Here is an 18,306-nt window from a genome sequence, read left to right on the forward strand (position 1 = left end):
TCCGCGGTCTTCCTGCGGCCTGCCCGCGCCGCTCGGCTCCGCGGCGGCTGCCCCGCGGGCCCTTCGCTCTCCTCCCGAAGGGCGGAAGGAAGCGGAGGGAAGCAGAAGGAAGCAGAAAGGAATATCTCATGCTTGAGATGGTCGTGACGCCCAGTGGCCTCCGGGCCTGGCGGGTGGAGCGCTACGCGGATGTCCGCCGCGTGCTCTCCGAGACGGACACGTTCAGCTCGCGTCCCGGCCACCTGGCGCACGTGGTGTCCTGGATGGACCCCGAGAGCCCCGTGGTCGAAGGCGACTTCAGCCGGATGGACGGCCCCGCGCACCGGCGCCTGCGGGGCGTGCTGGGCGCGGAGATGACGGCCGCGCGCCGCACGAAGGAGTTCGCGGAGCGGCTGGACGTCATCGCGGAGGCCGAGGCGGAGCGGCTGAGCCGGCAGGACGGGCCGGTGGACCTGGTGACCGCGTACTGCCGTCCCCTGGCCCTGACCGCCCTGGTCCACCTGCTCGCGCTGCCCGAGGACAGGGTCCCGCTCCTCACCGAGGCCGCGGAGAGCGTACTCAATCTGAACAACGACGCCGACCGGGTCGCGGCGGGCATCGCCCCCATGCTCGCGTACGTGTTCCAGCTCGTGCAGGAACGCAGACAGGCGCCGCAGGAGGACATCCTGAGCAGGATGCTCACGCGGTCCGAGGCGTCAGGGGAACCCCTCACGGACGGGGAGCTGACCGCCGTGGCCGGCGCCCTGTTCGCCAACGGCTACGCGACGACCGCGGGTTCCGTGGCCCAGTGCGTCCTCGCTCTCCTGACCCGCCCCGCGGCGCGGGACGCATTCGTCGCCGGGCTGCCCGCCGTCGCGCCCGCGACGGTGGCGGAGCTCCTGCGCCACCAGGGGCAGGGCGTCCAGCTCCTGCGATCCGCCACGCGCGGCACGGTCATCGCGGGCACCGCGGTGGAGAAGGGCGACTACCTCCTGGCGGACGTCGGGTCCGCGAGCTTCGACCCCGCCAGGTACCCCGACCCGTACGCGTTCGACCTGGAGCGCAACCCGGCCGACCACCTGACGTTCGGCCACGGGGCCCACCGCTGCCCCGCGGAGAGGTTCGCCCTGCTGGAGATCGAGGTGGGGCTGCGGGCCCTGTTCACCCGCTTTCCCACGCTCCGCCTCGCGGTTCCTGCCGACGAGCTCGCGGAGAACGCCGCCCATGTCGCTCCCGGCCCCCGCGGGCTGCCCGTCGGGTGGTAGCCGGACGGCCGTCCCGCGCTTGCCGGGCTTTTTTGCGGCGTTCCCCTCCGGCGCGAGCATAGTTACGCAGGATCGGTCAAGGGGGTGCAAGTGCGGGCCGGGGAGGTTGGATGGGCCCAAATGCTGGGTATCAGCGGCCAGTTGCCACCCGGTCGGAGGCCGGTGTCGCTCCTCCGCGTGGGACTATCTATGCGGTATGATGCATTCCCATTCAGTGTGGGTCCGGAGTCGGCGCGAGCGCCGGCCGCCGGACTCGTCCGGGAGGTGCATCGACCGTGCCAGAAGAGATCCTGCGCCCGCGGGGCTTTCGCGGCGTTTCGGCGAACATGGGGCTCAAGGACGTCGACGACGACTTCACGACCGTCGTCTCCGAGGTGCCCGCGCGCTCTGCCGCGGTGTTCACCCGGTCCCGGTTCGCCGGGCCGAGCGTGCTGCTCAGTCGCGAGGCGGCGGCGCGGCACGACGCGCGCGGCATGGTCGTACTCTCCCGCAACGCGAACGTCGCCACCGGCCGCGCCGGCGCCGAACACGCCGAGGAGGTCCGCGGCAGGGTCGCGGCGATCGCGGGGGTCGAGCCCGAGCAGCTGGTCATCGGCTCGACGGGCGTGATCGGGCGGCCGTATCCGATGGACCGCATCAGGGCCGGGCTCGACGGCCTCGCCCGGCCGCTCCCCGAGGCGGACTACGCGGCGGCCGCGGCGGCGATGATGACGACGGACACGCACCCCAAGTACTTCTCCGTGCCGTGCGGGGACGCGGTCGTCACGGGCATCGCCAAGGGCGTGGGCATGATGGAGCCGAACATGGCCACGCTGCTGACCTTCTTCTTCACCGACGCGGACGTGCCGGCCGACACCCTGGACGCCCTCTTCCGGCGGGTGATGGACAGGACGTTCAACGCGCTGAGCATCGACACCGACACGTCGACGAGCGACACCGCGGCCGTGTTCGCCAACGGCCTCGCCGGCCCGGTCGACCCGGCCGCCTTCGAGGAGGCGCTGTACGCGTGCGCCCTGCACCTGGTGCGCGACATCGCGTCGGACGGCGAGGGCGCGAGCAAGCTCATCGAGGTCCGGGTCACCGGCGCACGCGACGACGCGCAGGCCAAGCTGGTCGGCAAGACCGTGGTCAACTCGCCCCTGGTCAAGACCGCGGTGCACGGCGGCGATCCGAACTGGGGCCGGGTCGCGATGGCCATCGGCAAGCTCCACGAGGAGACCGACATCGAGCCCTCCCGCGTCGGCATCCACTTCGGCGACCTGGAGGTGTACCCGGAGGAGCCGGACGACGCGGCCCTCGCGCGCGCCGCCGCCTACCTGGCGGGGAACGAGATCGTCATCCGGATCGACCTGGGCATCGCCGGGGGCGCTTTCACCGTCTACGGCTGCGACCTCACCGAGGAGTACGTGAAGCTCAACGCCGACTACACGACCTGACCGCGCCGCGTCCGTAGGGACGCCGCGTCCGTACGCCCCAGGGGGCGCGGCCGGTGCCGCGCCCCTTTCGCGCGCCCTGCGCGCCCCTCTCGCACGCTCGGATGCGGGCGGGCCCGCTCCGGTGAGACGGGGCAACGCCCCCGAAATAACCGCGCAATGGGGCGAATACAGAGCAAAGTTAGCGTTCCCGTCGTTCCCCCACGGCAAGGAGCGACGTGAACACCACAGACCCCCGGCCCTTCGGCACCGCAGGACTCAGCAGACGCAGACTCCTCGCGACGGGCGCGGCCGCCGTCACCACCGCCGCGGCCACGGGCATCGCGATACCGACGAGCGCCGCGGCGGAGCCCGGCCGCGGCCCCGCGGCCCCGCACCGCCCCAGGCCCGCGCACCATCTGCCCTCCCGCCCCGACACGGTGGCCTGGGGGTACATGGACGCCGCGCTGCCGCCCGTGCTGCGGGTGGCGCCGGGCGACATCGTCACCATCGACACGCTCTCCCACCAGGGCATGATCAACGGCGCCGACCCGGTGACCTTCTTCGGCCGCTACGGCATCGGGCGCGGGGGCGTGCTCAAGGACGCCGTCGACGTGTACGCGGCGAAGCAGCCGGAGCCCGGCATGAGCGTGCACGTCCTCACCGGGCCCGTGTACGTGGAGGGCGCGCGCCCGGGCGACGTGCTCGAAGTGCGCGTCCTGGACTCGCGGGCCCGCGTCCCTTACGGCGTCAACAAGACGGGCGCGGGCTCCGGGGTCCTGCCCGACCTGCTGACCGGCGACTCGACCAAGGTCATCCCGCTCGACCTGAAGCGGAGGCTCGCCGCCGTGACCAAGGACGTCCACGTCCCCATCGACTGCTTCCAGGGCATCATGTGCACCGCGCCCGCCCCCGGGCTCGGCAAGGTCAGTTCGCGGCCGCCCGGCCCGTTCGGCGGCAACATGGACCTGCGCGACCTCACCGCAGGCTGCACGCTCTACCTGCCGGTCTTCAACGACGGCGCCCTGTTCTCCACCGGCGACGGGCACACCGCGCAGGGCGACGGCGAGGTCGACGGCACGGCCATCGAGACGTCGCTGACCAGCACGTTCCAGTTCTTCCTGCACAAGAGTGTGCACGCGCCATGGCCCATGGCCGAGAGCCGCACCCACTACATCAGCATGGGCATCGACACCGACCTCGACACGGCGCTCGCCCTCTCCCTCCAGCAGGCCGTGGACTTCCTGCGCTCGCACCGCGGCATGTCAGCGGCGGACGCGTACACGCTGTGCAGCGTCGCCGTGGACTTCGAGATCGCCGAGGCCGTCAACTACACCAAGGTCGTCCACGGCAAGATCCCCAAGTCCGTCTTCCGCGACGTGCCGCGCTACTGGGCCGACTGAGACCGCGCCGCGCCCCGGGCGCCGGGACCGCCGGCGCCCGGGGCGGCCGCGGCCAGGCGGGCGAGGGCCGCCGCGCTCTCGCCCCCGGGGTCGGGGTGGTAGACGACGAGGGTCTGGCCCGCCGTGCCCGCGACGGCGAGCCGCTCCCTGTTCAGCAGCAGGCGCCCGGCCTCCGGGTGGTCGAAGCGCAGCGGCCCGCCCGCGCACACGTGCACGTCGTGCCTCGCCCACAGGCGGCAGAACCTGGGGCTCGCGAGGGTGAGTTCACGTACCAGCTGCGCGCACCTCGGGTCGTCGGACGCGGCGGCGACCGACTCGCGGAACCCCGCGACCAGCTGCTCGGTCGCGCTCTCCCAGTCCGGGTGGAGCGCCCGGTCGGCCGGGTCGAGGAACGCGTCACGCAGCCGGTTGCCGCCCACCGCGAGGCGCGGCGAGAGCGCTCTCGCCGCGGCGTTGGACGCGAGGACGTCGAGGCACCGGCTCTCCACGAACGCGGGCATCGGCAGTGCGGCGACGAGCTGCGCCGTGCCGGGCGGCACGGTGTCGCGGGCGCCGCGCCGCTCGGGCCGGTAGGCGGCGGCGCCGAGCCGCAGCAGGTGCGCCGTCGCGTCGGCGTCGAGCCTGAGGGCGCGGGCGAGCGCGGTGAGCACCTGCGCCGAGGGGTTGCGGTCGCGGCCCTGCTCGATGCGGAGGTAGTAGTCGGCGCTGATGCCCGCGAGCAGCGCGACCTCCTCGCGGCGCAGGCCGGGCACGCGCCGCACCCCGGCCGACGGCAGGCCGGCCTCCTCCGGCGTGACGAGCGCGCGGCGCGCGCGTACGTACGCGCCCAGCGGGTTCGGTCTCTCGGCCATGCCTCCACCGTAGTCCGGCCGCGGTCGGGCGCCGCCCGCGTGCCTGGTCCCCTCGCCCCCAGGATCGCGGGGGCCCTGGCCAGGTGCCCCGCCCGGCGGCAGCGTGGCCGGCGGCCCACCCGGTGGACGGGCGCCGCGCAGGCCGGTGCACGGCGGGCGCGGCAGAGCCACGCGAGGAGTGTGAGCATGACGACGTACCTGCTGGTGCACGGCGCCTTCCACAGCGGGGAGTGCTGGCGACGTACGGCCACGCTGCTGAGGGCGGCCGGGCACCGGGTCCACACACCGTCCCTGACCGGCTACGGCGACCTGGCGCACCTGCTCGGCCCCGAGGTCGGGCTCGACACGCACGTCGACGACATCGTGCGGCTGGTCGAGGCGGAGGACCTGACCGGCGTCGTGCTCGTCGGCCACAGCTACGCGGGACTCGTCGTCTCGGCCGTCGCCGAACGGGTCCCCGGGCGGATCGCCCGGCTCGTCTTCCTCGACGCGATGGTGCCGAAGGACGGCGAGAGTGCGGCGGAGGCGCTGCCGCTCTCCCGGGCCATGATCGACGCGGCCCTGCGCTCCGAGAGCGGCTGGCGGGTCCCGCCGCCCCGCGAACTGCCGCCGCCGGACGGTCTGTTCGGGGTGACCGACCCGGCGGACCTGGCCTGGCTTCGCGCCATGCTCTCGGACCACCCGGTGCGCTGCCTCCAGCAGCCGGTGCGGCTGACCGACCCGGCCGCCGCCGCGATCGAGCGCACGCACATCCACTGCACCGCGCTGCCGAAGGGGTTCGTCAGGCCGCCCGTCCCGCGGCTCCAGCCCAACGGGAACCCCGCGCGGATCCGGGAACTCCCCACAGGACACGACTGCATGATCACCATGCCCCGCGAACTCGCCGACCTCCTCCTGGAGCTCGCCTGAAGCCCTAGCCTCGTCAGGGTGATCGACATCCCGCCCGCACTCGCCGCCGCGCAAGCACTCCATGAGGGCGGGGCGGGCCGCGCGTTCGTCGCCGCGCTGCCCGCCGACACCGCCCGCTTCCTCGCGCGGTGGGGGCTGCGCGGCGCCGGGCCCGTACGGCACGGCCTGACCGCGCTCGTCCTGCCGGTCGTACGGGAGGACGACGGCGCGCCCGCCGCGCTCAAGCTGCGGCTGCTGACGGACGAGTCGGCGGGCGAGGGGCCCGCGCTGCGCGCCTGGGCGGGCGAAGCCGCCGTACGGCTGCTCGCGGAGGGCGCGTCGGGCCGCACAGGAGCCCTGCTCCTCGAAGCCGCAGACCCGGAGCGCGACCTGTCGGGGCCGCGGGCGCGCGACGCGGTCGAGGCGCTCGCCGGCGTGCTCGCGCGGCTGGTCTCCGTGCCCGCGCCGCCGGGCGTGCGGGGCCTCGGACCGCTCGCGGCCCGCCTGCTCGCGGACGCCGGGCAGGTCCCCGCCGGGGCGCCGCACGCCGCGCTGCTGCGGGAGTGCGCGGCGGCGGTGCGGGAGGTGGCGGACGAGCCGGGCGACCGGCTGCTCCACTGGGACCTGCACTTCGGCAACGTCCTCGGCTCGCTCAGACCGGGCGGCGGCCCCTGGCTCGCCATCGACCCGAAGCCGCTCGCAGGCGACCCCGGCTTCGACCTCTTCCCCGCGCTGCGCGAGCGCTTCGACCCGGACGACGTCGTCCGCCGCTTCGACCTGCTGACCGGCGCGCTCGGCCTCGACCGGGAGCGCGCCCGCGCCTGGACGCTCGCGCGGGTGCTGCAGGACGGCCTGTGGTCCCTGCAGGACGGCGCCGCGCCCGGGGCCCGCTCGGTGTTCGTCGGCCGGGCGCTGCTGGCGCGCTGAGCCCGGTCCGTGCAGGGTGGGACGCATGATTCGCAGCGCAACCCCCGCCGACGTGCCCGAGATCCACGCGATGATCCGCGAACTCGCGGAGTACGAGAAGGCCTTGCACGAGGCCCGCGCCACCGAGGCCCAGCTCCACGAGGCACTCTTCGGTGAGCGGCCCGCCGCCTACGCGCACCTGGCGGTCGACGACCGCGACGGGACCCCGGTCGGATTCGCCCTGTGGTTCCTCAACTTCTCCACCTGGCGCGGCGTCCACGGCCTGTACCTGGAGGACCTGTACGTGCGGCCCGACCACCGCGGCGGCGGCCACGGCAAGGCCCTGCTGCGCACGCTCGCCGCGCTCTGCGTCGACCGCGGCTACGAGCGCCTCGAATGGTCCGTGCTCGACTGGAACGAACCCTCCATCGCCTTCTACCGCGCGCTCGGCGCCCGCCCGCAGGACGGCTGGACGGTCTACCGCCTCACGGACGAGCCCCTGCGGGCGCTGGGCACGGCCTGAGGCCGTCAGGCCTGCGCCGTGGGCCGTACGACGACCTCGCTGATGTCGACGCCCTCCGGCTGCTCGATCGCGAAGGCGATCGCGGCGGCGACGGCGGAGGGCGGCATGGCGATCTCGTCGCGCTGCTCGATCATCGCGGCCGCGGTCTTGGGGCTCGCGCCCTTGCCGACGCCCTCGGTGTGGGTGAAGCCGGGAGAGACGAGGGTGACGCGCAGGCCGGGCCCCGACTCCTGGCGCAGCCCCTCGGTCAGCACCTTCACCGCCGTCTTGGTGGCCGCGTAGACGCCCTGCGGGGACTTCACGACGTAGGCGGCGGTGGAGGCGACGTTCACGAACTGGCCCGAGCCCTGCCGCCGGAAGACGGGCAGCGCCGCGCCGATGCCGTTGAGCAGCCCCGTGATGTGGGTCGCGACCATCGCGTCCCAGTCGTCCTGGCGCAGCTCGTCGAAGGGCGAGACCGCCATCGTGCCCGCGTTGGAGACCAGGACGTCGAGCCGGCCGAAGCGCTCGACCGCGGTGCCGGTCAGGCGGGCGAGGTCCGCGCGGCCGGTCACGTCGACGACGGCCCCGACCGCCGTGCCTCCCCGCGCCGTGATCCCGTCCACCACCTCCGCGAGCCGGTCCTCGCGCCTGGCCCCGAGCACGAGCAGGGCCCCGCGCTCGGCCAGGTGCGCCGCGGTGGCCGCGCCGATACCGCTGCTCGCGCCGGTGATCGCGACGACCTTGCCCTCGACACCTGACATGGTCAACTTCTTTCCAAGAGGGGGATAAGTGCAGGTCACGCCATGGCCTACGATGAAGTGGGGGCGTCACCACTTCACTCAGGCTAAGTGGGCGCACCCCCACTTAGCAAGCGCGAAGGGAGGGCGGCCGATGGCGGCCGACGGCGCACAGCGCCCGCTGCGGGCCGACGCGCGGCGCAACAGGGAGAAGATCCTCGCCGCCGCGGTGCGCGTGTTCGCCGCGGAGGGGCTCGACGCGCACCTGGAGCGCATCGCCAAGGAGGCGGGCGTCGGCAGCGCGACCCTCTACCGCAACTTCGCCACCCGCGAGGCCCTGATCGAAGCGGTCTACCGCAACGAGGTCGCCCAACTCTGCGACTCCGTACCGGACCTGCTCGCGCACCATCCGCCCTTCGAGGCCCTGCGCGCCTGGACGCGCCTCTTCCTCGACTACGTCACCGCGAAGTTCGGCATGGCCGACGCGCTGCGCGCCATCGCGGGGGCGGGCGGCAACCCCTACGGCAGGAGCCGGGACATGATCCGGGCCGCGATCACCGCGCTGCTCGACGCGTGCGCGGCCGCGGGGGCGGTCCGTACCGACATCGGCCCCGCCGACCTCGCCGCCGCGCTCGAAGGCATCGCCCTCACCTCGGCGGCCCCCGCCCACCGCGACCGCGCAGAACGCCTCCTCACCCTCACCCTCGACGGCCTGCGCCCCCACCACCCCTGAGCCCGGCGCGGCGCGCATCGAGGGCCCGGTGCGCGAGGTGGCCGTAGCCCGTGCGGAGTTCCCGCCGGATCCGTACGAGGGATGGCGTCAGTGTCCGCGGGTCACCGTCACCCGACCGGCGGGCCGCCTGTGAGTGGCGCGACGACCGGCTCGGCGGCCCCCCGGTGGCAACTCGGCCGACACCTGCGCGATCTGCGCAATGCGTCACGCCTGACGGTGCGCGCCGTGGCCGGGCAGTCGGAGTGGTCGGAGCCGAAGATCTGGCGTATCGAGACCGGTCAGATGTCGCTGCGCACCTTCGACGTGGAGGCCGTGTGCACGGTCTACGCCGCGGACGCCGAGCCGACCAAGGGCCTCATGGGCCTGGCCAAGGAGACGAAGAACCGGGGCTGGTGGCACTCCTACGCTGACGTGATCCCGGAGGGCTTCGACCTGTACATCGGGCTCGAAGAGGCAGCGGAGCGGTTGTCCTGGTACTCCTCCGAACTGGTGCCGGGCCTGCTTCAGACACGCGCTTACACCGAGACCTTGATCCGCGACGACAACCCCGGTGTGCCGGACGAAGAGATCGCTCGGCGGGTGGAGGTGCGTATCGCACGGCAGGCGCTCTTGACGAGGGTGACGGCGACACCCACGGTTGAGGTCGCTCTCAACGAGGCCATTCTCCACCGTCCCGTTGGGGCAGCACCGTCCTGAGCGAGCAACTGCAACTGGTTGATCCAGTCGCATGAGTTGGGCAAAGTGTCTGCCCGCGTCGTGCCGTTCAGTGCGGGTCTGCACGCGGGCATCATGTCCGGCCCGTTCGTCAGGATGCCCTTTCCGACCAAAGGCGACGGTCGGGACACGGAGCCGCCAACGGTGTACGTGGAGGGCTTCACCGGGGTCCTGTATTTCGACAAGCCACATGAGATCGATCGTTACGACCCTGCGTGACGGTGGCACTCCACGAGCTGTCGCTGTGCGTACGGGGCTGCCTGTCGACCAGTTGCGGCACGCATCATCGCATCTACCGGCGGCGCTGGGCATCCGGTCTGGAGGGTGACCTGCCGCGCGGCCTGGTGTACGAGCATGGGGAGTCCGTCCACTATGCGCCGTCCCGCGGCCTCAGCGACGTGTGCGAAGACGGTGGGCCGGGGACGGTAGACGACGTCCATGAGGGTGCCGGCGGGGCGCGTTCGCTTCCAGAGCGGGGCGAGCGCGTCGGCGACGCCGGGCGGCAGTGCGGACACGACGAGGTCGGCGGACAGGTGGGCCGCTGCGGCTTCCCACGGCTCGACTCGGACGCGGATGCGGACGCGCTCGACGTCGCGGGCGATCACTGTGGCGTGAACGCAACCCAGCTCCCCGGCAGCGGCCAACGCTGTGCACGCGGTCGCTCCAGCGCCGAGCACCGTGACGTGCGTTGCAGAAGTCACGCCCGCCTCGTGGAGCGCCTGCAGCATGCCGTGCAGGTCGGTGTTCTCCCCGACGAGCCGGCCCCGCGATGGAGGGCCGGGGAGAGGGCCTGGCCGATGGGTGAGCCGAGGACGGCGAGTTGCTTCATCGCGAGTGGCGCTCGTGAGCCGGGGTCCGGTGCAGCATGGCGGCCACTCCCTCCGCCGAGGGGGTGTAGGCGATGCCGCGCAGCACGGCCGCGGCCTCGCTGGCCCAGGATGATCCCGGCGGCGCCCGTGATCATGTCGGTCAGGGTCTCCTCCTGCCATTTCCCGTTGTGCAAGGGGCTGGGGGCATCGGCGACCACTAGCGTGCTCGGAGTGAACACCACCACCAACTCTCAACTCCCCGCTGCCCTTCGCCTGATCGTCACGGGCGGGGGCACCGGTGGCCACACCTATCCGGCTCTGACCACGATTCGTACGTTGCAGGCCCGTCTGGCCGGTGACGGCCGCACGCTGGACGTGCTGTGGATCGGCACCTCCGAGGGCTTGGAGGCGCGGGTCACCGCAGCGGAGGGCATCGCGTTCGCGACGGTCGTCACGGGGAAGATCCGACGGTCGTCGAACCCGCTGAAGATGGCGTCGCCCGCCAATGTCCGTGACATGGCGCGTGTGCCGCTCGGAGTTGCCCAGGCCCGCAAGGCAGTCGCCCGGTTCCGGCCGGACGTCGTGTTGGCGACGGGCGGCTACGTGGCCGTGCCGACCGGGCTGGCCGCGCGTATGTGCAAGGTCCCGCTGGTCCTGCATGAGCAGACCGTGAGGCTCGGCCTCGCCAATCGCCAGCTGGCCGGTTCGGCTGCGCGGATCGCGCTGTCCTCGGAGTCGAGCCTGCCTCTTCTGCCGCAGGGCGTGCGCTCCGTCGCGGTGGTCACCGGTAATCCGGTGCGGTCGGAGGTCTTGTCCGGGCACCCGGACAAGGCCGTGTCCGCGCTGGGCCTCCGGTTCGACCGGCGCCTGCCCACGGTGTACGTCACCGGCGGGGCGCAGGGTGCGCAGCAGATCAACGAACTGGTGGGTGGCGAGCTGCCGTGGCTGCTCGAGCGTGCCAACGTGGTGCACCAGTGCGGACCTGCCCACCACGAGGCGCTGGCTGCGCGTGCCGCCGGGCTGCCTGCCGCTCTGACTGCGCGGTATCACCTCACTCCGTTCGTCGGGCCGGAGCTGCCCGATGTGCTCGCCCTGGCCGATCTGGTGATCTCACGCAGCGGCGCGGGCACGCTGGCCGAGCTGACCGCGCTGGGCAAGCCCGCAGTGTTCGTGCCGCTGGCTTCCGCGGCCGGCGACGAGCAGGCGCACAACGCCCGGCATCTGCAAGAGTCCGGTGCGGCGGTCGCGCTCCTGGGCGATGTCGCGGGCGGGCACCTGCGTGAGGCGGTGGGGCCGCTGCTGGAGGATCCGGTGCGGCGAGAGGCGATGGCCGCCGCGGCGAAGGCGCATGGGCGCCCTGATGCCGCGGACAGGCTCGTGGACGTGCTCCTGTCCGCGGCATCCTGGTGACCGGCTCCCGAAGGAGCCGGGCTAGGTGAGGTGCAGGGCGGTGCCCGCCTCGATCATCACGGCGCACTCGAAGAACGACGCGTCGTCCTGGCCTATGGGGTCGGGAACGTCGTGGTCGTCGAGGTAGAGGCCCGTCTTGCTCTCGTACCGCGGTCCGAATACGGTCCGCAGTGTGGTGAGGACGGAGGCGTCCATGGCGAGGACGGTGTCCGCCCAGCGCAGCATCTCCAGGGTGATGTGCCGGCCGCGGTGGGCGGTGAGGTCGTAGCCCAGCCGCCGGGCCGCCTTGGTCATCGTCGGGTTGGCGGGCTGGTCCTGCCACTTGCTGATGAGTCCGGCGGAGCGGACCGCCACGGCTGGACCGCTGCGGCGGGTCAGGGCGAGCTGGGCGAACGGGCTGCGGCAGTAGTTGCCCAGGCACACAGTCAGCAGCTTGGTGGGCATCACGCGCCCCCCCGCGTGCTGGAGGGCGTCCCTGAGGCTGGTGACGACGTGGTGGATTTCGGCCTCGGTGAGGTGCTGGTGAAAGGGGAGGCTCAGAATTTCCGTGCCGACCTGCTCGGTGGCGGGCAAGGGGCGCGACCAGAGAGCGAAGGCGGGCTGGAGGTGGTTGGGCGGGTAGTGCACGCCGACGCCGATGCCCGCCTTGCGCAGGTGTGCGAAGACGTCGTCGCGGTGCTGCACGCGGACCTGGCACAGGTGCGGGACCGCGTGGTCGGGGCCGACGTCGATGAGGGCCACGCCGTCCAGTTCGGTGAGGGCGTCCCGGTAGGTGTGCCAGAGGCGGCGGCGGGTGGCGGCGGTGGTGTCGAAGGTGTCGAGCTGTGCCAGGCCGATGGCCGCGTTGAGGGCCGAGAGCTGGTAGCGCAGGCCGAAGCCGGCCACCTGGTAGGTGGTGGTTTCGGCGCGCTCGCTCTGGGATTGCGCGACGCCCAGGAGGCGGAGCCTGCGGAGTGTGGCGGCCTCTTCGGGGGTGCGGGGGATGACGGCGCCGCCTTGGCCGCAGGTCAGGTTTTTGATCGGCCCGAAGGAGAAGCAGGTCAGGGTTGCGCTGTCGCTGCCGACGAGGTGGGTGCCGTTGCGGGAACCGAAGGCGTGTGCGGCGTCCGCGATGACGCTGATGCCCCGCTCGTTCAGGTGGTCGTGGATCGGGGTGAGGTCGATGGCGCGGCCGCCGAAGAGGACGGGGAGGACGGCTGCTGTGGCGTCGGTGACGGCCTCCTCGATCAGCTGGGGCGTGACGCACAGGGTGGCCGGGTCGATGTCAATGAACCGCGGGGTCGCGCCGACGGCGAGGATGGCCTGCACGGTGGCGCAGAAGGTCATGGAGGGCACGATCACTTCGTCGCCGGGGACGATGTCGGCGGCGAGCAGGGCGCTGTGCAGGGCGGCGGTGCCGGAGGTGACGGCCACCGCGTCGGGCACGCCGAGGTAGGCGGCGATCCGGTGCTCGAACTCCTCGGTGACGTCGGTGTGTCCGTACTGGCCGCTCTCCAGCACGCGGGCGACGGCGTCCGGTTCGGTCCCGTTGAGGAAGGGGCTGGCGTTGCGTCGGTGGTCGGGACGGGGCGTGGTCATGCGGCGGGCTCCTCTGTGATGACGATGCGCTCCAGGTCAGCGGCGTCGCCGACGGCCAGCGTCTCGATGTAGTTGGTCAGGAACACTCCGGGCCGGTAGGCGAGTTGATCGTGGTCGATGGGCAGGCCGAACAGCCCGGCCACCATCTGGCCGACGAGGTCGGCTCCTGCGGCCTCACTCAGCGGGAAGCCGCCGGCGATACGCAAGTTCAGCTCGGTGATGGTGTGGGCGCCGCTGTCCTGGATGAAGCCCTGTACGCAACACAGGCCCTCGGCACGGACCGCGCGCAGCGTCGCGCGGACGAGGTCGAGGACGGCGGGGTCGTGGAAGGTGGTGGAGACGGTGGCGAGTCCGGCCTTCACCAGGTTCCGGCGGCGCAGGATCACCGAGGCCCGTGCGGAGCGGTCGACGAGGCAGTCCGCGGTGAACTCGACTCCACGCACCCGCCTCTGCACCAGCGCCTCGGGCACCAGCTCGCTCAGCAGCAGGGCGTGGCGTCGGTTGTCGACGAAGTGGACGTGCTGGGCGCCGTGGCCGCGTCGGGGCTTGACCACCAGCTCGGTGTCGTCGGGGACTTGGTCAAGGGTGCCACCCCACCACGTGCGGGGTGTGGGCACGCCGTGCTCGGTGAGCACCTGCTGGAAGGCGGCCTTGTCGATGCACGCGTGGACGGAGGCGGGGCCGGGAAGCCATAGGCGTACCCCGGCTTCCTCCAGGCGCGCGGCCATGCGCAGCATCGGTGGGAGGTCGTTCTCGATGGCCGGCACGATCGCGTCGATCCCGTGGTGCAGGCACAGCTGCGCGAGGCGGGGGCCGTACCCGGGATCGGTGGTCAGGGGAATGAGCTGGGGGGTGATGCCCGGGAGGAGGAAGCCGGGGGCGAGGGGGTTGGCGTCCGCAGCGACGACGTGATGCCCGAGGCGGGTGAGGCTGCGGGTGAGGCCGAAGCCGGGGTTGGCGCCCACACCGGTGACGAGGATGCGGCGCGGTTCAAGCCGGTCAGTGGCCACGGGGCGTCTCCAGCGGGGCGGGCAGCCGGCAGGTGGAGGACAGGACCGTGCACAGGGCGGCAGTCGTCAGCGGGGCCCAGCGGTCGGGGTTGCGCCGGTACCACTCAGTGGTCTCGGCGAGTCCGTCCACCAGGCTGTGCTGCGGCCGGTAGCCCAGCTGGTCACGGGCCTTGGTCCAGTCGATGGAGTACCGGAGGTCGTTGGCCGGCCGGTCGGGGATGTAGGCGACCGCATCCCAGGCGGCGCCGCAGAGGTTCAGCAGGTAACCGGTCAGTTCCTTGCTGGACAGGTCGGTCCCGCCGCCGAGGTTGTAGACCTCCCCAGGCCGGCCGTCGCGCAGGACCGCCTCGATACCGGCGCAGTTGTCTGCGACGTGCAGCCAGTTGCGCACGTGCTGCCCGCGGTCGTGCAGGGTGACGGGCAGGCCGCGCAGGAGCCGCGTGACGAACAGGGGAATGATCTTCTCCGGGTACTGGTAGGGCCCGTAGTTGTTGCTGCTGCGGGTCACGCACACCGGCAGCCCGAGAGTGCGGTGAGCGCCCAACGCGACCAGGTCGCCGGCCGCCTTGGACACGGCGTAGGGCACGGTGGGGCGCAGCGCTGCCTCCTCGCTCGCCGTGCCCTGGGTGAGCGGGCCGTAGACCTCGTCGGTCGAGACATGGACGAACTTGCCGACACCGTGGCGGTGCGCGGCGTCCACGAGGACCTGGGTGCCCAGCACGTTCGTGGACAGGAACCCGCCGGCCGCACCGTAGGAGCGGTCCACGTGGGACTCGGCCGCGAAGTGCACCACCGCGTTGATGCCGTCCGCCATCAACGCGTCGACGACCGCGGCGTCCCGGACGTCGCCATGGACGAAGCGCACCTTGTCGGACAGGCAGGCGGTGCCCAGGTTCTCGATGTGACCGGCGTAGGTGAGGGCGTCGAGGACACTCACGCGGGCGACGTCCTCGGCCTGGATGATCCGCTTGACGAAGTGCGAGCCGATGAAGCCGGCGCCGCCGGTGACCAGTACGTGTCTCATGGATGCCTCCCGGGAGGGTGGCGGCTCCGGTCGAGAGCGCACGGGCACAGAACCGGAGACCGTCGAGAGTTCTCGGCGTCTGGCCGAGCACATCCACAGTGATCCACGCGCGCCGTGAGGTCTGTATCCCCGATGTAGGCCCGTCGGCCGAAGCCGGTCGCTACCGTGCTGTGGGGAGAACAGAGTTGGGGAGATGCGTGAGTACCGAGGCCCTACCGCATCCGCTGACCTACGTGCGCGAACAGCGCGGATGGAGCATGGACAAGCTCGCCCGGCACCTGAACCTGGCCGCGGCGCGCCGCGGCTTGCGCGCCTGCGCCGACCGCAGCCGGATCTACCGCTGGGAGCACGGACGGGTCGGCGCGCCCAGCGACCTCTACCAGGAACTGCTGGCCGACGTGTTCGGAGTCGCTGTGGAGCATGTACGGGCGGCGGGGTGGCCGTGGTGGCTCCCCGCCTACGACCATCCGCTGCCCTTCAACCCTGCGGGGGCTCGCGCAGCCCACACGGAGGCACTGGTGGAACTTGACCGTCCCGACCGCCGCACCTTCCTCGCCCTGACCACCGGCTCCCTGGTCGGCATGGCGGCCACCTGGGCGAGCGTCGAACCTGAACGCCTGGCCGGCGCGCTGGCCGGACACGGTGTCGACGAAGGGCTGCTGACCTGGCTGGAGAACAGCGTCAATACCCTTCCCGCCCTCTCGAACACCTCTCCGCAGGAATGCGTCGACCTCTTGAGCGCCGCCATGCGCGCCACCATCAGCCTGCTCGACACCGCCCGCTACGACGAGCCCACCGGCCGCCGACTGTGCACCGTGCTGGCCCAGGCCGCGCAGTGCAACGCCTGGCGCCACTTCGACCAAGCCCGCCACGCCTCAGCACAACGCCACTGGCGAACGGCCCTCCACGCCGCCCACGCCGCCGACGACCGCGACCTGGGAGCCGGCATCCTGTCCGACCTCGCCTACTCCGCCACCTGGCTTGGCCACCCCCGCGACGCCGTCGACATCCTCACCCACGCTCGCGCGCGGACCCGCCACGCGACCGCCCGCTCCCTGCTGGATGTACGCCGCGCCCGCGCCCTCGCCGCCCTGCACGACAGCACCGGCACGACACGGGCCCTGAGCGAGGCCGAACACCAATTGGAACGCGGTCACTCAAGGACAGCCCCAGCGTGGGTCGCATGGATGTCACCGGCCGACCTCGCCGTCGACGCAGGCCGCTGCTGGCTCGACCTGGACAACCCGCAGCGCGCCGCAGCCGCCCTCGACGAGGGCCTGTGCCTGCTGGATCCCACCCGCGAGAGGACCCGAGCCATCATGCTCACCTACCGCGCCCACACCGCCCTCGCCAACCACCACCTCGACGCCGCCGTCGCCGACACCCGCTCAGCGCTGGACACAGCGCTGAGCACGGGCGCCTCCCGCTGCCTCGACCTGGTCCGAGACACCCTGCGGACATCGCTGAAGCCATACCGCAACACCCCCATAGTGCGCGACCTCCACTCCTACGCACGGCACAGCCTCGATGCCATGGCGTGAGGGGCCACACCACCATGCGCAGCCAGCCGTATTCCCGAGCTACGCAGAGGAGATGGGTAGAACGACGACGACGGCCCCCTCACTGTGTCTGAGGGGGCCGCCGCCTTTCGGCGCGACGAGCGCGTATCAGGCGCGCGGGTCCAACTCGCCTGCGCGGACGCCGGTCAGGAACGTGGACCACGATGACTTCGGGAGGCGGAGCGCGGGACCCGGCTTGTTCTTGGAGCCACGCACGCCGATCTCGACCGGCGCCCGGACGCGGACCTGTCCGCCTGCGTGGAGTGGAGGAGATGACCTCCTACCGGCAGACCGCCCTGGAGACGCTCCTGGCCGCCGCCCGCACACCGGACAAGGGGTGGAAGGAGCGCGTCGAGGAGCAGAGCCTTCGGTGGAGGCGAACCGCCCTTGAGATCCTCAGCCGTACCCGCGGCGGCACCTTCTCCCGGCAGCTCACCGCTGCCCGCGCCCACCACCGCACCGTGCGCTGGGCGCCCGCGCCCGCCTGCGGATACTGCGGCGCGCCCCGGGAGTTCGAGCACCTGACCAGCCCACTCGGCCTCACCGGCCGACGTACCCTGCACTGCCCCAAGTGAGGACCCGCGCTCAGCCTCCCGTCGACTCTGGACCCTCTCGACATCACCGTTCCGCCCGCTCTCCGCCCGGGTCAACTCGGCGAGATGCACGTCACCTTCGCCGAGCAGGCCCGTGGCCTGTTCGCCGTCCATCTGCGGCCCCGCTCCACCCGGCTTAACTCGTACGATCACGCTGCCCTGACCGTCACCCCGGGCCGGCACACCGTCGCCCTCACCGTCCCCGCCACGGGCACGCCCCTGGAACTGGACCGCCTCTGGGTCGTGCACGCGGACCGCTTCCACGCCAACTACCACCAGCGGCGCCTCCCCCTCCTTCCCCACCCCGAGCCCACCGTCCACCAGCAGTGACCAGCCCGGCCGGACACCGGTCGGGGATCGGCACCGAGAAGACGCGCATGATCATCTGGGTCAACGGTCCCTTCGGCGGCGGCAAGACCACCACCGCCCGCCTGCTCCACCGCCAGCTCCCCACCAGCCTGATCACCGACCCCGAGGAGATCGGCTTCGTCCTGCGCAAGAGCATCGGCGACCACCCCACCCGGCATAAGGACTTCCAGGACTAACCGGCCTGGCGCACCCTGGTCGCCGGCCTTTGCGCCGAGCTCGACCGCCAGACCCAGGGCGGGCCGGTCATCGCGCCGATGACGCTGCTGCGCCGCGAGTACGCCGAAGAGATCTTCGATGCCCTGGCCAAGGACGGCGTCGAAGTGCACCATCTCCTCTTGCACGCCGACTCCGACACCATCAGGGCCCGCATCGAGGGCAGCATGGAGTTCCCCGGCGACGAGGAGCGCAGCGAGAAGGTCCGCGCCTTCCGGCGCCGCAAGTTCGAGGTCTACGAGCTGGCATACGCGACACTCTCGAAGGCCCCCTACTGCCGCGTGATCAAGTGAGCGCGCCCGCCACTTGGCAGGCCCCATCCCGTGCGCCGGCCCCACGCCGGCCGCC

Annotated in this window: 20 protein-coding genes and 1 pseudogene; 14 read left to right on the plus strand and 7 right to left on the minus strand. The window is 72.4% G+C overall.

The genetic code is table 11. The features are described 5' to 3' along the window. Positions 1-128 precede the first annotated feature (128 nt). From AB0910_RS12805 to AB0910_RS12815, 3 genes are all read left to right on the plus strand, one after another. Positions 129-1,244, plus strand: a complete 1,116-nt coding sequence (locus AB0910_RS12805) for a cytochrome P450 (protein ID WP_366744588.1) — start codon at positions 129-131, stop codon at positions 1,242-1,244. Positions 1,245-1,519: 275 nt separating this feature from the next. After that, entirely contained in the window at positions 1,520-2,680 is a 1,161-nt protein-coding gene (gene argJ, locus AB0910_RS12810) for a bifunctional glutamate N-acetyltransferase/amino-acid acetyltransferase ArgJ (RefSeq protein WP_366744589.1), read from the plus strand. A 215-nt stretch (positions 2,681-2,895) separates the two neighbouring features. Further along, entirely contained in the window at positions 2,896-4,059 is a 1,164-nt protein-coding gene (locus AB0910_RS12815) for an acetamidase/formamidase family protein (RefSeq protein WP_366744590.1), read from the plus strand. On the opposite strand, the gene AB0910_RS12820 is transcribed toward AB0910_RS12815, so the two are convergent. Beyond that, positions 4,044-4,910 (minus strand): helix-turn-helix transcriptional regulator, encoded by an 867-nt coding sequence (locus AB0910_RS12820; protein WP_366744591.1) that lies wholly within the window; start codon positions 4,908-4,910, stop codon positions 4,044-4,046. The genes AB0910_RS12815 and AB0910_RS12820 overlap by 16 nt on opposite strands. Positions 4,911-5,096: 186 nt before the next feature. Here AB0910_RS12820 and AB0910_RS12825 point away from each other — a divergent pair, with 186 nt between their 5' ends. Genes AB0910_RS12825 through AB0910_RS12835 form a run of 3 tightly spaced genes read left to right on the plus strand, consistent with a single transcriptional unit; the run spans position 5,097 to position 7,227 of the window. Next, the gene (locus AB0910_RS12825) at positions 5,097-5,819 is read left to right on the plus strand and encodes an alpha/beta hydrolase (RefSeq protein WP_366744592.1); all 723 of its coding nucleotides are present in this window, start codon (positions 5,097-5,099) and stop codon (positions 5,817-5,819) included. An 18-nt stretch (positions 5,820-5,837) separates the two neighbouring features. Continuing rightward, positions 5,838-6,725: an aminoglycoside phosphotransferase family protein gene (locus AB0910_RS12830; RefSeq protein WP_366744593.1), complete on the plus strand. Its 888-nt coding sequence runs from the start codon at positions 5,838-5,840 to the stop codon at positions 6,723-6,725. Positions 6,726-6,750: 25 nt separating this feature from the next. Then, positions 6,751-7,227, plus strand: a complete 477-nt coding sequence (locus tag AB0910_RS12835; protein WP_366744594.1) for a GNAT family N-acetyltransferase — start codon at positions 6,751-6,753, stop codon at positions 7,225-7,227. 5 nt (positions 7,228-7,232) lie between these two features. Here AB0910_RS12835 and AB0910_RS12840 read toward each other — a convergent pair whose 3' ends face one another. Continuing rightward, the gene (locus AB0910_RS12840) at positions 7,233-7,970 is read right to left on the minus strand and encodes an SDR family oxidoreductase (RefSeq protein ID WP_366744595.1); all 738 of its coding nucleotides are present in this window, start codon (positions 7,968-7,970) and stop codon (positions 7,233-7,235) included. Positions 7,971-8,100: 130 nt separating this feature from the next. On the opposite strand from AB0910_RS12840, the gene AB0910_RS12845 reads away from it, so the two are divergent. Beyond that, positions 8,101-8,679 carry a helix-turn-helix domain-containing protein gene (locus tag AB0910_RS12845; protein ID WP_366744596.1) on the plus strand — a complete coding sequence of 193 codons (579 nt, stop codon included), beginning with the start codon at positions 8,101-8,103 and terminating at the stop codon, positions 8,677-8,679. A 129-nt stretch (positions 8,680-8,808) separates the two neighbouring features. After that, positions 8,809-9,612 (plus strand): annotated as a pseudogene (locus tag AB0910_RS12850) (helix-turn-helix transcriptional regulator). On the opposite strand, the gene AB0910_RS12855 reads toward AB0910_RS12850, so the two are convergent. Continuing rightward, positions 9,597-10,382 (minus strand): hypothetical protein, encoded by a 786-nt coding sequence (locus AB0910_RS12855; RefSeq protein ID WP_366744597.1) that lies wholly within the window; start codon positions 10,380-10,382, stop codon positions 9,597-9,599. The pseudogene AB0910_RS12850 and the gene AB0910_RS12855 sit on opposite strands and share 16 nt — an antisense overlap. A gap of 51 nt (positions 10,383-10,433) precedes the next feature. On the opposite strand from AB0910_RS12855, the gene AB0910_RS12860 reads away from it, so the two are divergent. Then, the gene (locus tag AB0910_RS12860; protein WP_366744598.1) at positions 10,434-11,612 is read left to right on the plus strand and encodes a UDP-N-acetylglucosamine--N-acetylmuramyl-(pentapeptide) pyrophosphoryl-undecaprenol N-acetylglucosamine transferase; all 1,179 of its coding nucleotides are present in this window, start codon (positions 10,434-10,436) and stop codon (positions 11,610-11,612) included. Between the two features lie 21 nt (positions 11,613-11,633). Here AB0910_RS12860 and AB0910_RS12865 read toward each other — a convergent pair whose 3' ends face one another. Genes AB0910_RS12865 through AB0910_RS12875 form a run of 3 tightly spaced genes read right to left on the minus strand, consistent with a single transcriptional unit; the run spans position 11,634 to position 15,224 of the window. Further along, complete coding sequence (locus AB0910_RS12865) at positions 11,634-13,190, minus strand: aminotransferase class I/II-fold pyridoxal phosphate-dependent enzyme (RefSeq protein ID WP_366744599.1); 1,557 nt, start codon at positions 13,188-13,190, stop codon at positions 11,634-11,636. Then, complete coding sequence (locus AB0910_RS12870) at positions 13,187-14,200, minus strand: ATP-grasp domain-containing protein (protein WP_366744600.1); 1,014 nt, start codon at positions 14,198-14,200, stop codon at positions 13,187-13,189. The genes AB0910_RS12865 and AB0910_RS12870 overlap by 4 nt, the downstream gene beginning before the upstream one ends. Further along, positions 14,190-15,224 (minus strand): dTDP-glucose 4,6-dehydratase, encoded by a 1,035-nt coding sequence (locus AB0910_RS12875; protein ID WP_366744601.1) that lies wholly within the window; start codon positions 15,222-15,224, stop codon positions 14,190-14,192. Before AB0910_RS12875 ends, AB0910_RS12870 begins: the two co-directional genes overlap by 11 nt. 257 nt (positions 15,225-15,481) lie before the next feature. On the opposite strand from AB0910_RS12875, the gene AB0910_RS12880 reads away from it, so the two are divergent. Then, positions 15,482-16,765, plus strand: a complete 1,284-nt coding sequence (locus tag AB0910_RS12880; RefSeq protein WP_366744602.1) for an XRE family transcriptional regulator — start codon at positions 15,482-15,484, stop codon at positions 16,763-16,765. Positions 16,766-16,891: 126 nt separating this feature from the next. Here the strand turns inward: AB0910_RS12880 and AB0910_RS12885 are convergent, their stop codons facing one another. After that, positions 16,892-17,110 carry a DUF397 domain-containing protein gene (locus tag AB0910_RS12885; protein ID WP_366744603.1) on the minus strand — a complete coding sequence of 73 codons (219 nt, stop codon included), beginning with the start codon at positions 17,108-17,110 and terminating at the stop codon, positions 16,892-16,894. On the opposite strand from AB0910_RS12885, the gene AB0910_RS12890 reads away from it, so the two are divergent. From AB0910_RS12890 to AB0910_RS12905, 4 genes are all read left to right on the plus strand, one after another. Beyond that, the gene (locus AB0910_RS12890; RefSeq protein ID WP_366744639.1) at positions 17,056-17,358 is read left to right on the plus strand and encodes a hypothetical protein; all 303 of its coding nucleotides are present in this window, start codon (positions 17,056-17,058) and stop codon (positions 17,356-17,358) included. The two genes, AB0910_RS12885 and AB0910_RS12890, sit on opposite strands and share 55 nt — an antisense overlap. Before the next feature lie 84 nt (positions 17,359-17,442). Next, positions 17,443-17,706 carry a hypothetical protein gene (locus AB0910_RS12895; RefSeq protein WP_366744604.1) on the plus strand — a complete coding sequence of 88 codons (264 nt, stop codon included), beginning with the start codon at positions 17,443-17,445 and terminating at the stop codon, positions 17,704-17,706. Between the two features lie 47 nt (positions 17,707-17,753). Continuing rightward, the gene (locus tag AB0910_RS12900; protein ID WP_366744605.1) at positions 17,754-17,921 is read left to right on the plus strand and encodes a hypothetical protein; all 168 of its coding nucleotides are present in this window, start codon (positions 17,754-17,756) and stop codon (positions 17,919-17,921) included. A 78-nt stretch (positions 17,922-17,999) separates the two neighbouring features. Further along, positions 18,000-18,251, plus strand: a complete 252-nt coding sequence (locus AB0910_RS12905; RefSeq protein WP_366744606.1) for a hypothetical protein — start codon at positions 18,000-18,002, stop codon at positions 18,249-18,251. Positions 18,252-18,306 lie beyond the last annotated feature (55 nt).

It is taken from the genome of Streptomyces sp. NPDC047002 (genome assembly GCF_040704505.1).
Taxonomy (GTDB): Bacteria; Actinomycetota; Actinomycetes; order Streptomycetales; family Streptomycetaceae; genus Streptomyces.